Below are 15,798 nucleotides of genomic sequence, written 5' to 3'. Positions count from 1 at the left end.
AAGTATTTTTATTGGTAAATGCTAAATAAACTCAATATCGTTTGGTTTTTATGCGATTTGTCATCATATATCGCTTATAGGTTAAATAATTGCCCCCTAGACTCGACTATCATAATTATTAGGTTATAATGCCGCGTCTATTGTTTAACATAGTGCCCTAAGGGCAGAGCAGCAATGGTATCTCATGGTGGTAGCGGTGAACTTAATTAGCGATATCTCGCTGTAAATTATCAATACACATGACGATAACCTTGTTTGTAAGGAAGGCGCTAAGTCGCCAAAATTGAAGATTGAGGTAAATCATGCAAGTTTCTGTTGAGACGACTCAAGGCCTTGAGCGCCGTCTGACCATCACCGTTCCTGCAGAGAACGTTGAAAATGAAGTAAAAAAACGCTTACAACAACTGTCAAAAACACAGCGTATTGATGGTTTCCGTCCTGGTAAAGTTCCAGTATCTGTTATCACTAAGCGTTTTGGCCCAGCAGTTCGCCAAGAAGTTGCTGGTGAAGTAATGCAACGTAGTTACTACGAAGCAATTGTTGGCGAGAAAATTAACCCAGCGGGTAACCCAACGTTTGCTCCTAAATCACTTGAAGCAGGTAAAGACTTAGAGTTTTCTGCTACATTTGAAGTTTACCCAGAAGTTGAAGTACAAGGTTTAGACAGCATCACTGTTGAAAAACCAGCTGTTACTGTAACTGATGAAGACTTAGCAAATATGCTAGAGACATTACGTAAGCAACATGCTGAGTGGGCTGAAGTTGAAGCAGCTGCTGGCGAAAGCGACCGTGTAACAGTTGATTTTGTTGGTACTATCGACGGTGAAGTATTTGAAGGCGGTAAAGCTGAAGACTTCCCTCTTGAACTTGGCCAAGGTCGTATGATCCCAGGTTTTGAAGATAACATCGTAGGTAAAAAAGCAGGCGAAGAAGTGGTTGCTGATGTAACTTTCCCTGAAGATTACCACGCTGAAAACTTAAAAGGTAAAGCGGCTCAATTCACTATCACTGTGAAAAAAGTTGAAGCGCAAGAATTACCTGAGTTAACTGAAGAGTTCGCAACTAAATTCGGTGTTACCGAAGGTGGCGTTGACGCACTTAAAGAAGAAGTTAAAAAGAATATGACACGTGAGCTTGACCAAGCGGTTAAAGCTAACGTTAAAGACCAAGCAATTAAAGGTCTTTTAGCTGGTAACGAAATTGAAGTACCTAAATCATTAGTTGATCAAGAAGTTGATGCATTACGTCAACAAGCTGCTCAGCGTTTTGGTGGTGAAGGTAAAAACATGCCAGAACTTCCAGCTGAATTGTTCCATGAACAAGCTGTAACTCGCGTTAAAACTGGCCTTTTATTAGGTGAAGTAATTAAAGCGAATGAGATCAAAGTTGATGACGCAAAAGTTGAAGAGTTAATCGCAACAGTTGCATCTGCATACGAAGATCCAACAGAAGTAGTTGAATACTACAAAGCGAATGAACAACTTATGCAACAAATGCGTAATGTTGCAATGGAAGAGCAAGCAGTTGAAGCTATTTTAGCTAAAGCAGCAGTGACTGACGTTGAAAAAGCATTCGATGACATCATGAATCCACAGCAAGGCGCATAATAAGTCATTGACTTAAGCGCTCGCTAACGATTAAATGGCTCGTGTTACCTGTTTTTACAGTGTACCCGGGCCATTTTAATTTGTGGCTACGTATTTGCAAAATAAGAACTATGCTGCCTTATAAATATGGGCACGCGCATAAGGAATGAAATAAGTATGAACACAGGTATTACAGATCCCCTAAATGCATTAGTCCCTATGGTTGTTGAGCAAACAGCGAAAGGTGAGCGCTCGTATGATATTTATTCTCGATTATTAAAAGAGCGTATTATCTTTTTAACAGGTCAAGTTGAAGACAACATGGCGAATCTAATTTTAGCGCAAATGCTTTTTTTAGAATCAGAAAACCCTGAAAAAGATATCTTTTTATATATTAATTCACCTGGCGGTTCTGTTACTGCAGGTATGGCTATATACGATACAATGAACTTTATTAAACCTGATGTAAGCACTATTTGTGTGGGTCAGGCGGCAAGTATGGGTGCATTTTTACTTTCAGGTGGTGCTAAAGGTAAGCGTTATTGTTTACCTAATTCTCGTGTAATGATTCACCAACCATTAGGTGGTTTCCAAGGTCAAGCATCAGATTTTGAAATACATGCTAAAGAAATCCTGTCTATTAAAGCGAAGCTAAATCGATTAATGGCAGATCATACCGGTCAACCATTAGATGTGATTTCGCATGACACTGATCGTGATAACTTTATGAGCGCACAAGAAGCGGTAGATTACGGCTTAGTTGATTCTGTGTTCACTAATCGCGATTCTAAATAAGTGTGTCGGCCAGCAATAATTGGCTGGCCTATATCAAGTTCTTTTCGAACAAAAGTAACTTTGATATAGTGAACGCGTATTTAATTAACTATCAGTTTTACTGGTAGGCAACGAATAAAATGAGGTAGTTGAATGTCTGACACTCCTACAGACTCCGACAAAAGTAATAAATTGTTATACTGCTCTTTTTGTGGCAAAAGCCAGCATGAAGTGCGTAAATTAATTGCAGGCCCTTCAGTATACGTTTGTGATGAATGTGTAGAGTTGTGTAACGATATTATCAGGGAAGAAATTAAAGACATTGCGCCTAAGCATAACGCGTCTGATAAACTACCTGTTCCAAAAGAAATCCGTAATCACCTAGATGACTATGTGATTGGGCAAGAGCATGCAAAAAAAGTATTGTCTGTAGCGGTATATAATCACTATAAGCGTTTACGTAATCAATCATCTAAGCAAGAAATTGAGTTAGGTAAAAGTAATATCTTATTAATTGGTCCAACGGGTAGTGGTAAAACTCTGTTAGCAGAGACTTTAGCGCGCTTACTCGATGTACCATTTACGATGGCTGATGCCACAACGTTAACCGAAGCGGGTTATGTTGGTGAAGATGTTGAAAACATTATTCAAAAGCTATTACAAAAATGTGATTACGATGTAGAGAAGGCCCAGCGCGGTATTGTATACATTGATGAAATAGACAAAATTTCACGTAAATCAGACAATCCTTCTATAACTCGTGATGTATCGGGTGAAGGTGTACAGCAAGCATTACTTAAACTTATTGAAGGCACTGTTGCATCGGTTCCACCTCAAGGTGGTCGTAAACACCCGCAACAAGAGTTTTTACAAGTAGATACCTCTAAAATATTATTTATTTGTGGTGGCGCATTTGCCGGCCTTGATAAAGTAATAGAGCAACGTAGTCATAAGAATACAGGTATTGGTTTTGGTGTAAACGTTAAAGAGTCGGCGGCAAGTCGCTCGTTAAGTGAAACCTTTAAAGATGTTGAGCCAGAAGATTTAGTAAAATATGGCCTGATCCCTGAGTTTATTGGTCGTTTGCCTGTTGTTGCAACGTTAACTGAGTTAGACGAAGCTGCACTGGTACAAATATTAAGTGAACCTAAAAACGCGATTACGAAACAGTATTCTGTGTTGTTTGACATGGAAGACGTAGAGCTAGAGTTCCGTGATGATGCCCTTAGTGCAATAGCGCATAAAGCAATGGAGCGTAAAACCGGTGCACGTGGTTTACGTTCAATTGTTGAAGGTGTTTTACTTGATACGATGTACGAACTTCCGTCAATGGACGATGTAAGCAAAGTTGTTATTGACGAAACCGTAATCAAAGGTGAATCAGACCCAATTTTGATTTACGATAATAGTAATAAAGATAAAGCTGCTTCTGAGTAGTTTGATTTTTAACCTGTTTAATTAAAAAAGGAGCCTTAGGCTCCTTTTTTTATAATTTATTTAATGCAAAACAGGAAAAATGTTGAACTTTAATTAGGTTATCCCCATATACTTAGATAATGTTTAAAATAAAGTGCGAAGAGAAAATAAAATGACGCTTGAGAGAACAGATCGAGTCGAAATCCCGGTATTGGCACTGCGTGATGTGGTTGTATACCCACACATGGTGATCCCGCTTTTTGTTGGCCGCGAAAAATCTATAAAATGCCTTGAAGCGGCAATGGAAAAAGACAAACAAATTTTCTTGGTTGCACAAAAAGATGCAGCCGTAGACGAACCAGAACAAGACGATATTTATCGCACCGGTACGATTGCAACTGTACTGCAATTATTAAAGTTACCAGACGGTACCGTTAAGGTATTAGTTGAAGGCATGCAGCGTGCAAACATAGAAGAATTTGTTGATAACGATGATTTTTTTGTTGCACAAGCTCAGTTTATTGAATCAAATTTAATTGATGAGCAAGAACAAGATATATTCATTCGCAGCGCGATTAGCCAATTTGAAGGCTATGTAAAGCTTAATAAAAAAATCCCAGCAGAAGTACTTAGCTCTGTAACAGCGATTGATGAAGCCGCTCGCTTAGCTGATACTATGGCAGCGCATATGCCATTAAAAGTGCCAGAAAAACAAAAAGTACTTGAAATTGCAAACGTGACTGAGCGTTTAGAGTATTTAATGGCCTTAATGGAAGGCGAAATAGACTTACTGCAAGTTGAGAAAAAAATTCGTACCCGTGTGAAAAAGCAAATGGAAAAATCACAGCGTGAGTACTATCTCAACGAGCAAATGAAGGCAATCCAAAAAGAGCTTGGTGAGCTTGATGACGTACCTGATGAATTTGAGGCGTTAAATAAACGTATTGAAGAGTCGGGGATGCCTAGCGAAGCGAAAGAAAAGGCAAACACTGAGCTTAATAAGCTAAAAATGATGTCGCCAATGTCTGCTGAAGCGACGGTGGTACGTTCTTATATCGATACTCTGATAAACGTACCCTGGAAAAAACGCTCAAAAGTGAAAAAAGACTTAGCGGGTGCACAAAAGATACTCGATAGCGATCATCATGGATTAGATAAAGTTAAAGAACGCATTATTGAGTACCTAGCAGTACAACAGCGTACTAATAAGCTAAAAGGGCCTATTTTATGTTTAGTTGGACCACCTGGCGTAGGTAAAACCTCATTAGGCCAGTCGATTGCCCGCTCAACAGGGCGTAAATATGTTCGCATGGCATTAGGTGGTGTACGTGATGAGGCTGAAATTCGTGGTCATCGCAGAACATATATAGGTTCAATGCCTGGTAAATTAGTTCAAAACATGACTAAAGTGGGTGTTAAAAATCCACTGTTCTTACTCGATGAAATTGACAAGATGTCATCTGATATGCGAGGCGATCCGGCTTCTGCATTACTTGAAGTATTAGACCCTGAGCAAAATAGTCACTTTGCCGATCATTACCTTGAAGTGGATTATGACTTATCTGATGTGATGTTTGTTGCGACTTCAAATAGCTTTAATATTCCAGGCCCGTTACTTGATAGAATGGAAGTCATTCGTTTATCGGGTTACACCGAAGATGAAAAGCTTAATATTGCGAAGCAACACTTAATTCCAAAGCAAGTTAAACGCAATGGCTTAAAAGAACATGAAGTTGTAATAGAAGACAGTGCGATTGTTGGCATTATTCGTTATTACACCCGTGAAGCTGGCGTTCGTAATTTAGAACGTGAAGTGTCTAAATTGTGTCGTAAAGCTGTTAAAAATATCTTGTTAGAGAAAGAAACAAAAGTTGTCACCATTAACCAAGATAATTTAGAACTGTTTTTAGGTGTACAGCGTTTTGATTACGGTAAAGCTGAAGATGGCGATCGTATTGGTCAAGTTACAGGCTTAGCATGGACAGAAGTGGGTGGTGATTTATTAACCATCGAATGTGCCGCAGTCCCAGGTAAAGGCAAGCTTAGCTACACCGGCTCGTTAGGTGATGTAATGCAAGAGTCTATCCAAGCGGCAATGACGGTCGTGCGAAATCGTACTGATATATTACGTATCAATAGTGATTTTTATGAAAAACGCGACATTCATGTGCATGTACCCGAAGGCGCAACACCTAAAGATGGCCCTAGTGCGGGTATCGCTATGGTAACCAGTTTAGTATCTAGCTTAACCGGTAACCCAGTAAAAGCTGATGTGGCTATGACGGGTGAAATTACATTGCGTGGTGAAGTACTGCCTATTGGTGGTTTAAAAGAGAAATTACTGGCAGCTCATCGTGGTGGAATTAAAACCGTTATTATTCCAAAAATTAACGAACGTGATTTAAAAGAGATCCCTGACAATGTGTTGGCAGGCCTTGATATTCACCCCGTTACTTGGATTGATGAGGTGTTGAAGCTGGCTTTAGCACACCCGGTTGATAGTTTTTCAATCGAAAATGAGAAAAACAGTTAAAAAACTTAAAAAAAGTGCTTTAAAGGGCTTTTCAAATCAAATTGATATGATAAGTTAGGCACTGGTTTTCAAGCCTAGCCCTTATGTAGTCTAGGTTTAAGAATAAATATAATCTTAAAAGCAGTGAACGTTTACTGTAGAATTTAATGTCGTTATTACTTTGAAGTTGTAGCGACATTTAATAACAATGAAAGAGGAAGATATTGTGAATAAATCTCAACTAATCGATCAAATTGCAGCTGATGCTGACATTTCTAAAGCGGCTGCAGGTCGTGCACTAGATTCATTCATCGAGTCTGTTTCTGGCGCTCTTAAAGACGGCGATTCAGTTGCACTTGTAGGTTTCGGTACTTTCTCAGTTCGTGAGCGTGCTGCACGTTCAGGTCGTAACCCACAAACTGGTGAAACAATTCAAATTGCTGCGGCAAATATCCCTGCATTTAAAGCAGGTAAAGCACTGAAAGACGCAGTAAACTAATTATCAGGTCAGTAGTTGATATAGTTCATTTGTAATGAATTGATTAACTTTGCCGCTAATTACTTCAAGTGAAAAAGCGTATCTGGTAAGATACGCTTTTTTTACATGTGACGAGGCAATCTGGCCTAGTTCAGAATAGAGACAAAATAAATGCTTGAGAAAATCAGAGAAGGTTCGCAAGGACCTGTAGCCAAAATCATTTTAGGCGCGGTGATTTTATCTTTTGCTTTAGCAGGGATCGGTAGTTACCTAGGTCAAACCCCAGAACAACCCGTTGCTGAAGTAAATGGTGTAAAAATTAGCCAAACCGAATATAGCCGTGCGTTCCAAAATGAACGTAATCGATTGGAACAACAATTTGGCGAATACTTCGCACAGATATCGGCTGATCCAAATTACATGGCACAAATACGCCAAGGTGTTATTGACCGCTTAGTACAACAAGAATTACAAACACAACTAGCACAAGAGCTTGGTTTGCGTGTCAGTGACGAAAGTATTAAAAAAACAATTTTAGAACTCCCTTATTTTCAAATTGGTGAAAAGTTTAATAACGATAGATACCTACAAGTTATCCGTCAAATGAACTTTCAACCAGATGAGTTTCGTGAATTTTTACGTGAAGATATGACTCGTAGCCAGTTAATATCAGCTGTTGCAGGTACTGACTTTGCACTTGATAACGAGTTACAAAGTGCGGTTGCTTTGCAACAGCAAACTCGTAGCATTGACTACCTAGTTATCGATAAAGAAACATTAAAACAAGATATCAATGTAACGGATGAAGAAATTAGTGATTACTATGACCTTAATGCGTCACAGTTTTTATCAGCCGAGCAAATAGCGGTTGAGTATATCGAACTTAATGCCAGTGATATCCAAGTTGATACGGTTACTGAAGATGACGTAAAAGCTTACTATGAACAAAATAAAGCGCAATATATTGAGCCTGAAAAACGTCGTGTATCTCATATCTTAATTGATAACAGTGAAGATGATGATGCCGCTAAAAACAAAGCTGAAGAGTTATTAGCGCAATTAAACACTGGTGCTGATTTTGCCCAGCTTGCTGAAACTTCATCTGATGATGTTGTTAGTGCTGAGATTGGTGGTGACCTTGAGTGGATTGAACGTGATGTGATGGATCCAGAGTTTGAAAGCGCTGCGTTTGCTTTAGCAAAAGTAGGTGATTACTCTGACGTGGTAACTTCTGAATTTGGTTATCATATTATTCAACTGACTGACTTACAGCCTGAGCAAGTTAAAGCATATGATGATGTAAAAGCTGATTTACGTGCAGAGCTAGAAAATACTGAAAAAGTAGACGCTTATTACGAAAAGCAAACAGAAATGGGCGCGCTTGCGTTTGAGATTTCAGATCGCTTAGATGATGCAGCCGAAGCTGCAGGTATTGAAGTACAAAGTATTGAACTTACAGATCGCACCGCATTACCTGAGCCATTAAATAACCCTGCGGTAATATCTGCTTTATTTTCTGTTGAGTTGTTAGAAGACAAAGTGAATTCAGACGTTATAGAGCTAGGTGATGAGCATGCTATTGTGGTGCGTGTTAAAGAACATCAACCTGCTGCAACTAAGTCATTAGACGCTGTAACAGCACAAATAAAAGCACAGTTAACTAACGAAAAAGCCTCTGAAATTGCAAAACAAAAAGCCCGTAGCTTGTACGAAGAAATACAAGGTGGAAGCACTTTATCAGAGCTTGCTACAGCGCAAAGTTTAACTGTAAAAGAAGAGCCGAAACTAGCACGTCAGTCTTACACTGTATCGCCTGCTATTGTAACGCAAGTATTTAAAATGGCTCACCCTGATAATAAACCTATTACTGAGGTCGTTGATTTAAATAATGGCGATTCAGCAATTGTTGTTTTAAAAGCAGTTAATGATGCACCGGTATCCAATGATATTGATGCACAAATGAAGCAAAGTATTACAATGGCACAAGCAAATAAAAACTATGCTGTGTTTATTGAATCACTTAAAGCACAAGCTGAGTTAAACTTACCACAAGTGACTCAAACTGTTGAATAGTGTTGCACTATTGCCTCATCCTGAAATAGGTTGACGGTTTTAATGAAAAGGCTGGGGGCGAAAGCACCCGGTCTTTTTTATGCGCTGTATTTGGTATTTTAATTCACAAGCTTAAGTATGCTCGTAGATCATTGTATCTGAATATTGAGCCTTTAATGAGTTGTGCTGACTTTACCATGTTACGGCATGCCCCAATTATATACCTACTAACTCACTGACGGTTAGTCATAGCCTGTGCTCGGGCTTTGACACAGATTGTTGCGTTTATATACTTTTAACTAAGTACTGTCGGTATCAGCCTTAGGCCTCGCTATAGGCGTTAATCTTTTACTGGGTTTTGTTTAGATAGGGCGGTTTTATCGCTTGGCTTAGAGCAAGCATACTTATCGGTTTGAGCCTACAAGTGCAGTGTTCTTGATTACCATCGTGTTTTTGAAGCGTGTTTAATTCTAAAAGTGTTATATTTTCTTAATAATTAATGGTAAAAGTCTAGTATCTAATCTGATAGTTATTATGTCGGTATGTTTCACAAATAAGCCCTAAACGCGTAAACACATTTTAGACAAGACACAGCCATAAAAAAAGCCAACTAAATTCGTTGGCTTTTTAATGGGTATAATTTACTTTTTATAACCAGCGAATAGCACTGTTTACTTTGTCGTTATACATATTAACAGGTGCACCAAGACTGGCTATCAACACAGTATCGGCTTGTGGACCTTTGTTTATATGACCTTCAAAGCGATCGTCATGAAATTCATCTGAGCCAATTTCAAACATTTTATTTTGCGAAGGAACAATAAATACCGTCATTGGCCCAAAATCAGATTCAAAGATTAAATGTAACCCTTTTTCACCTTCAAAATCACAAAACATAGCGTAGGTCACATTGCCTGGCAGCTCATCAATTTGCCCACCTAATAAGGCAAGTTTATCGTTTACTGTTTGCAAACTAATGGGTTCACTTTTATCTAACGCATTTATTTCGTAATACACGTGAGCAAGAGCATGCTCGCCTGCAGGGTTGATTTTGTTATGCTCAACACTGAAAAAGAACGCGCTTATGGCAACAACAAACGAAGCTGCAAGTGATAAGTGAACCCGATCTAGCTTAAAGCGAGAGCGTGCATCAACGACTTTATTACTCCCGATTTGCTCTTCTTGTTGCGCTTTTTCTTTTAAAGACGTGTTTAAAAGAATGCTTTCAGCAAGGTTTTCAGGCACGGGTATTTTTACTTCATCTTGTAAAAATTTGTCAAATTCACGCATTTCGTCAATAAAATACTGACGCTCGGCATTATCTTTAGCAAACTCACTAACATCAGTGCTTTTATCGTTTGGCTGCGCAATTATGCGGCGACGAAACTCAAGTTCATCCATTATTTCGATGCCCCTTTAAGTTGTTCATCATTACGGCTTAAGGCCTCTTTAAGTTGGTTTCTAGCACGGTATAAACGAGTCATAACCGTGTTTTTATTTAAATCGAGTATATTAGCGATTTCTTCACCGCTACAGCCCATTACTACTTGTAGTAAAAGGGGCTCTTTGTATTCATCACTTAGTTGGGCTATGTGCCTTTGCACTACTGTTTGTTCCATAGTGTCATCGAGTGATGTACTGGTTTCATCTACTAGGGTGTCATTTTCTACGTCGCTATAATCAAACTGTTTACGCTCAAAGCGTCTGGCATTCTCACGTCTTAAAATAGTGAGGAGCCAAGGTTTAGCTGCTTTTTGATCAAGTAATGAGTCGAGTGAACGCCAAGCGCGTAAAAACGTCTCTTGTACTAAATCTTCTGCTACATGCGGGTCCCGTGATAACCAATAAGCAAAGCGATACAGCTCCTTATGGTATACATGAACCAAGGCTTCATAACGCTTTTGTTTTTCTGCCATATTAATTAAGACCTGATTATTAGATTTTTTATTTCCAAACATAAGTACTTTTTAGTGAAGTTCTTTCAATATTGCAACTTACATTAACTAATAAAGTGACGTTAACTCATTCTCTGATGTTGAGGCGCTCTTATTAGCATGTAGTTCTAACGTTGAAACAATAAAATCTAGCTCAATATCTGTCTGGTTATTACTATAAAGCCGGCTTTGTAAGGCTTTTATAGCATTAGTAAACTGATCATTATTAAGCTGTTCACACAACTTATCTAAGCCCCCATAGGGCTGCTGAGTTTGTTGTGCAGCGTATGTCATTAGGTGTTTATAAAACGCCTTATAATTTTTTTCTTTAGCGTGTGCTTTTAATGTATTTAAAGCGACAGTTTTAGCTGAGTTTTGTGAAACTTGTATCGGCGCTTTTGTAGTAGAACGGTTAAAGTAAAAATAAATTGCAGTCACTAACCATAAAATATACCCCAAAACGGCAATGAAGATTAACCAAAGTGGATATTTTTCTTTTATAACAACATCTTGAGTGGGTTTATATGATGAGTTTTCTGGATTTATATTTTGTGTTTCAGTTTGCGGTGCTACCACTTGAGAGTTAACGCTGTTACTGTTGGGTGTCACAGTTATAGTACGCTCAGGTAAACTAGCGTAACTGATTTGGTTAATTTTAGTATTAAACCAAGGGAGTGTCACTTTTGGTAATGTATAGGTACCCGGTGTTTGTGGCAACAATGCGTAAGAGGCGACTTGTTGCGATACAACACGGCCATTTCTTACTGCGTTGTTATTCTCTTTTGCATCAGGGTAACTACGTATTTCGTTAACACTGCCAACTTCTAAATCGGGTAATTGATCTTTAGTGACACCTAAAGCGGTGAGGGTAATTGTACGGGTAATAGGGGTGCCCACTTCGATGGTACTATCTTCGGGTTGCCATTGCTCATCTAAACTCACTAATTCACTTGGCAGCCAATCTCCTTGATAGTTAGCTGGAATTGGTTTTACTTCAAGTGTAACGTCTTGGCCTAATGCGGAGACTGCCATTTGGCGATAATTTTGTCTAACTCGTCCTTGGAAACTAGGTGCTTGCAAAGTATGTACACCACTTTTTTGTGGCTGCACTAAGTATTCACGCGTGATCACTAAGTAACGTTTACCATTAACAAGCTGATAATCTTCGGTTTGCTTTCCGAGCTGCGTTAGTTGTGCATCAGGCATTGTTGGTGCACTTAAGCTACCATCAAGCAACTCTTTAGCTAAGAATAATTTAACGGTGTAAACACCAGCTTCTTGTACATAAAGAGAGTCGGCAGATAATGACGTTTCTAAATAAATATCGTTATTTTTATCCGCATCGGCAGCACGCTTCGTTACTGTTAATGTTATTGGGTTTGAACTCACTCCTGCAACAGTAAATGCAGGGATGATGTATTCACCTTCTTTGCGGGTCATGAGCTTTATAGACCAAGTGGTTTGCTTGTTCATCGACCCATTTATAATATTAGTCCGGCTGCTTTTACTAAGCGGGCCAACGACAAAGTCTTTTAATAGTGGTGCTGTGTCGGGTTGTTCATTATTAACCGAATCATCAATGCTTATACTTAAAACAAAAAACTCACCTGCTAATACTGGGTTTTTGTCGACACTGGCTTGTAATTGGCTCGCGGCCCATAAAGGCGAGGCACTTAATAGCAATAAACAGCAAATTAATCGCATTACCATGATTTTTCTACTCCTGTTGGGCGACGTTGGTATTGTCTTTTTTGGGCTTCTAATTGCATTTTGTTTCGTAATAAAATAGCCGGATCATCGGGCACTTTTCTTAATAATTGATTAAGCTGTTGTGCTTTCTCTTTTTCTTCATCACTAAGTTGAGAGGCCTGTGCCTGCATTGCTTGTTGTTGTGCATCTTGCTTTTGTTGCTCCGTGGGAGGCTGCTCAGAAGCGTGTGCTTGAGGTTCTGCTTGGGGTTGTTCATCAAGCGCTGGTTGGTCACTCTCTGAATGTTGATTTTGCTCAGTTTGCATATCGGGTTCATTTTGCTTATCAGAATTTGATTGCTGGCTTTGCGATTGATTTTGCTGGTCGTCATTGTCGCTGTTATCTTCAGATTGCTGCTCATCATCGCTTGGTTGTTGTGATTGCTCGCTATCTTGATTTTGTTGATCTTGCTGTTGTTGATCTTGCGATTCGTTACCATTTTCACCTTGCTGATCTTGTGACTGTTGGTTGTCATCACCTTGTTGCTGATCTTTTTGATCATCATCGCCTTGCTGATCTTGCGAAGATTGATTTTCTTGTTGCTGTTTTAGTACTTGCTCTACTAAAGATTGATTATCAGCCGCTTGGCTAAAATCGGGTTGTAATTGCTGAGCTTGTTTATATGCCTCTAGTGCTTGCTCTAGCTGCCCTGATTTTGCGAGCGCATTACCATAGTTATATAACCCCGTGGCACTTTTATCTTCTTTAAATTGCTCTAAAGCTTGATCAAAGTTGCCATTTTGGTACAAAGCTGCCCCTTTTAGTTGGGCTGATTGGGCATGACTTGCACTTTCGTAGTCTTTATCTTTATACGCTTGCAAGGCACGTTGGTCGGTATTTTTAAGTAACGAAGGGAGCTCTAGTGCAAAGGCTTGATGGTGTGGCAAAATTCCTATTAATAAAAAAGCAGCTACAAACCCGTGTCGTCTAAATAAATATAATGCAAAAGGCAGTAGCAATAATATGCCATATTTACCTGCATCTATACGCCATAATGCATGGCTTTGTTTTTCATCTTTAACTTGCTCACTGTGAATACTTGGGGCAAACACGGCAATGTCATCGTTACTCGGTTGATAAGAGGCATACCGCCCTCCATTATCTTTAGCCATTCGATTAAGCACACTGGTATTGATTGTAGGGATGACTATTTGGCCGTATCGATCTTTCAAAAAACCGCCTTCGGGCAATTTAATTGGCGCCCCTTGGCTGGTGCCTATTCCATAAATATTTAAAGTGTAACTCGATTGACGAGTAAATTGACTGACATCGTCTAGCTCTTGTTGATCTATGCCATCGGTTATTAAAATGATATCTCCATTTATATAACCTGCTTGCGAAAGTAACTCTTTAGCCATGTCGAGCCCCGCTAATACGTTTGAGCCTTTATCGGGCATGATTTCGGGGCTTAAGCTGGGGATTAAATTTTCAAGTGTTTTTGCATCATTTGTTAAAGGCGATATTGTAAATGCACTACCGGCATAGGCTATTAATGCGGTATCGCCTTCTTTAAATAAATTGATCATATCTAGGGTTTTAAATCGAGCTTGGACTAATCGATTTGGTTGTATGTCGGTACTATACATAGAGTAAGACATATCCATTACAATGACGCGTGCGCTTTTACTTTGAAACACAGGAACTTGTTTTTTTTCAAAGCTAGGTCCGGCACTAAATATCACTGCTAATGTGCAAAATAAGGCAAGTAACCAAAGCGGGTTTTGTTTTTTAACTGATTGGCCACTAACAATAAATTTTGCTAAATGCGGCGCAATAAGAGGGTTGTTGGCCGTTTTTTTATGTTTAAAATAAGCCAAAATAAATAACACTAAAACCACGATAAGAAGCCACAATACTTGGGGTCTTATAAATACAAAATCCATTAATTTTGCTCCTTAAAAGCGCGTGCACTAGCAAGCAGTGTTTTTACAAAAACCAAAACTAAAACAAGCAATAATGGAATATAAAATAAGGCACTTTGTGGCCTAAACGTTTGCTCATCGTCACTAAGAGGTTCTAGTTCATCTAATTGCACATAAATTTGCTGCAAACCAGCCACGTCTTTCGCTCTAAAATATAATCCACCCGTTTGCTCTGCAATGTGTTTTAGCAAGGTTTCATCTAAGCTGCTGCCTACGGCTCCCATATTAAATAAGTTAAAGCCACGCTTTTCATCTGAGCCAACACCGATGGTGTACACTTTTATACCTTCTTCTCGAGCAAGGAGTAGGGCTTGTTCGGGTTCTAAATTACCGGCGGTATTTTGGCCATCAGTTAAAAGTACAACAATACGATTACTTTTATCTTTGTCAGCAAAGCGTTTTACCGATAACCCTAGCGCATCGCCAATGGCTGTTGCACGGCCAACGAGGCCAATTTGCGCCTCTGATAGCATTTTACTTACGGTTTTTACATCACGAGTAAGAGGGGTTTGTAAAAAAGCAGTATCGCCAAATAAAATTAAACCCAGGCGATCTCCTTGACGTTGCTCAATAAAGTCGCTGAGTACGGCTTTAACCATGGTAAGACGATCTACATATTGGCCATTATATGCCATATCTTGCTCTGTCATTGAGCCAGACAAATCGACCGCTAGCATAATTTCACGTCCTTCATTAGGTAACGAAATAGGCTCATCTAACCAACTTGGGTTAGCGCTTGCACTAATTAGTAATAACCAAATAAGCCAATCGAATAACGATAATTTATGTTTGGCCTGCGACGCTTGGCCTTGCGCTGTATATTGCTTTGCAAAACCAGGAATACGAATACGCGTGTGCGTATTTTTATCATGTTGATTAAACAACATCAGTAACATAGGTAAAGGGAGTAAGATAAAAAGCCAAGGCCAACTAAATTCAAACATTGATTGGCTCCTTTAATTTAAATTTTTGTATGGCACTATGCAGTTTGCTTGTTAGTTGAGGGTTGTGTTGCTCACTGGCATAAAGGCTGAGTAATTCTTGCTCGCTAAACGAGAGCCCTGTTAGCTGTTTAAGCGACGCGCACCACATTGAAATGGGTTGTGACGCTAAACGTTTATCATAATAATGAATCGCTAATCGTTTTAATAAAATATGCAATTGTTGAGCGTTATCTTTTACTTGCTCGCTGGCATCGATTGCAGCACGTTTAGGTTTTTTAAATTGATATTGCTTATATAAATAGACGATCAGTAAAATAAGAAGCGAAAATGCACATACTATGATTACCCACCAAGCAGGCGCCAGTGGCCACCAATTAACTTGGCTAGGTGCAATCACGTCGTGTAGATTGTCAAGTGGAGAGGGTTGCATG

The 15,798-nt window shown here is 39.2% G+C and carries 12 protein-coding genes; 6 read left to right on the top strand and 6 right to left on the bottom strand.

Translation table 11 applies throughout. The features are described from left to right. Positions 1-302: 302 nt before the first annotated feature. From tig to J8L70_RS01170, 6 genes are all read left to right on the top strand, one after another. Positions 303-1,607 carry a trigger factor gene (gene tig / locus J8L70_RS01195; RefSeq protein WP_211053649.1) on the top strand — a complete coding sequence of 435 codons (1,305 nt, stop codon included), beginning with the start codon at positions 303-305 and terminating at the stop codon, positions 1,605-1,607. Between the two features lie 156 nt (positions 1,608-1,763). Next, positions 1,764-2,381 carry an ATP-dependent Clp endopeptidase proteolytic subunit ClpP gene (clpP, locus tag J8L70_RS01190; protein WP_211053648.1) on the top strand — a complete coding sequence of 206 codons (618 nt, stop codon included), beginning with the start codon at positions 1,764-1,766 and terminating at the stop codon, positions 2,379-2,381. A gap of 132 nt (positions 2,382-2,513) precedes the next feature. After that, complete coding sequence (gene clpX, locus J8L70_RS01185; protein WP_211053647.1) at positions 2,514-3,797, top strand: ATP-dependent protease ATP-binding subunit ClpX; 1,284 nt, start codon at positions 2,514-2,516, stop codon at positions 3,795-3,797. Between the two features lie 151 nt (positions 3,798-3,948). Beyond that, positions 3,949-6,309: an endopeptidase La gene (gene lon, locus J8L70_RS01180; RefSeq protein ID WP_211053646.1), complete on the top strand. Its 2,361-nt coding sequence runs from the start codon at positions 3,949-3,951 to the stop codon at positions 6,307-6,309. 187 nt (positions 6,310-6,496) lie between these two features. Continuing rightward, positions 6,497-6,787, top strand: a complete 291-nt coding sequence (locus J8L70_RS01175) for an HU family DNA-binding protein (RefSeq protein ID WP_247664645.1) — start codon at positions 6,497-6,499, stop codon at positions 6,785-6,787. A 150-nt stretch (positions 6,788-6,937) separates the two neighbouring features. Next, positions 6,938-8,839, top strand: coding sequence for a SurA N-terminal domain-containing protein (locus J8L70_RS01170; protein ID WP_211053644.1), 1,902 nt, complete (start codon positions 6,938-6,940; stop codon positions 8,837-8,839). Between the two features lie 627 nt (positions 8,840-9,466). Here J8L70_RS01170 and J8L70_RS01165 read toward each other — a convergent pair. The 6 genes from J8L70_RS01165 to J8L70_RS01140 are packed head-to-tail and all read right to left on the bottom strand — an operon-like array spanning position 9,467 to position 15,797. Further along, positions 9,467-10,219 carry a DUF3379 family protein gene (locus tag J8L70_RS01165; RefSeq protein WP_211053643.1) on the bottom strand — a complete coding sequence of 251 codons (753 nt, stop codon included), beginning with the start codon at positions 10,217-10,219 and terminating at the stop codon, positions 9,467-9,469. Then, positions 10,219-10,776 carry a sigma-70 family RNA polymerase sigma factor gene (locus J8L70_RS01160; protein ID WP_211053642.1) on the bottom strand — a complete coding sequence of 186 codons (558 nt, stop codon included), beginning with the start codon at positions 10,774-10,776 and terminating at the stop codon, positions 10,219-10,221. The genes J8L70_RS01165 and J8L70_RS01160 overlap by 1 nt, the downstream gene beginning before the upstream one ends. 45 nt (positions 10,777-10,821) lie before the next feature. Continuing rightward, complete coding sequence (locus J8L70_RS01155; protein ID WP_211053641.1) at positions 10,822-12,462, bottom strand: BatD family protein; 1,641 nt, start codon at positions 12,460-12,462, stop codon at positions 10,822-10,824. Beyond that, entirely contained in the window at positions 12,456-14,384 is a 1,929-nt protein-coding gene (locus J8L70_RS01150) for a VWA domain-containing protein (RefSeq protein WP_211053640.1), read from the bottom strand. The genes J8L70_RS01155 and J8L70_RS01150 overlap by 7 nt, the downstream gene beginning before the upstream one ends. Next, positions 14,384-15,367: a VWA domain-containing protein gene (locus J8L70_RS01145; RefSeq protein WP_211053639.1), complete on the bottom strand. Its 984-nt coding sequence runs from the start codon at positions 15,365-15,367 to the stop codon at positions 14,384-14,386. The genes J8L70_RS01150 and J8L70_RS01145 overlap by 1 nt, the downstream gene beginning before the upstream one ends. Beyond that, the gene (locus J8L70_RS01140; protein WP_211053638.1) at positions 15,360-15,797 is read right to left on the bottom strand and encodes a DUF4381 domain-containing protein; all 438 of its coding nucleotides are present in this window, start codon (positions 15,795-15,797) and stop codon (positions 15,360-15,362) included. Before J8L70_RS01140 ends, J8L70_RS01145 begins: the two co-directional genes overlap by 8 nt. Position 15,798: the final 1 nt, after the last annotated feature.

It is taken from the genome of Pseudoalteromonas sp. MMG010 (genome assembly GCF_018100905.1).
Taxonomy (GTDB): domain Bacteria; phylum Pseudomonadota; class Gammaproteobacteria; order Enterobacterales; family Alteromonadaceae; genus Pseudoalteromonas.
Note: the sequence above shows the minus strand (reverse complement) of the source record. Positions and strands in the feature narration are given on the sequence as shown.

Excerpts from the sequence above, each read along its gene's own strand:
- J8L70_RS01155 (WP_211053641.1), bottom strand. The coding sequence starts at position 12,462 with ATGGTAATGCGATTAATTTGCTGTTTATTGCTATTAAGTGCCTCGCCT.
- J8L70_RS01145 (WP_211053639.1), bottom strand. The coding sequence starts at position 15,367 with ATGTTTGAATTTAGTTGGCCTTGGCTTTTTATCTTACTCCCTTTACCT.
- clpX (WP_211053647.1), top strand. The coding sequence starts at position 2,514 with ATGTCTGACACTCCTACAGACTCCGACAAAAGTAATAAATTGTTATAC.
- J8L70_RS01175 (WP_247664645.1), top strand. The coding sequence starts at position 6,497 with ATGAAAGAGGAAGATATTGTGAATAAATCTCAACTAATCGATCAAATT.
- J8L70_RS01160 (WP_211053642.1), bottom strand. The coding sequence starts at position 10,776 with ATGTTTGGAAATAAAAAATCTAATAATCAGGTCTTAATTAATATGGCA.
- J8L70_RS01165 (WP_211053643.1), bottom strand. The coding sequence starts at position 10,219 with ATGGATGAACTTGAGTTTCGTCGCCGCATAATTGCGCAGCCAAACGAT.
- J8L70_RS01170 (WP_211053644.1), top strand. The coding sequence starts at position 6,938 with ATGCTTGAGAAAATCAGAGAAGGTTCGCAAGGACCTGTAGCCAAAATC.
- clpP (WP_211053648.1), top strand. The coding sequence starts at position 1,764 with ATGAACACAGGTATTACAGATCCCCTAAATGCATTAGTCCCTATGGTT.
- J8L70_RS01150 (WP_211053640.1), bottom strand. The coding sequence starts at position 14,384 with ATGGATTTTGTATTTATAAGACCCCAAGTATTGTGGCTTCTTATCGTG.
- lon (WP_211053646.1), top strand. The coding sequence starts at position 3,949 with ATGACGCTTGAGAGAACAGATCGAGTCGAAATCCCGGTATTGGCACTG.
- J8L70_RS01140 (WP_211053638.1), bottom strand. The coding sequence starts at position 15,797 with ATGCAACCCTCTCCACTTGACAATCTACACGACGTGATTGCACCTAGC.
- tig (WP_211053649.1), top strand. The coding sequence starts at position 303 with ATGCAAGTTTCTGTTGAGACGACTCAAGGCCTTGAGCGCCGTCTGACC.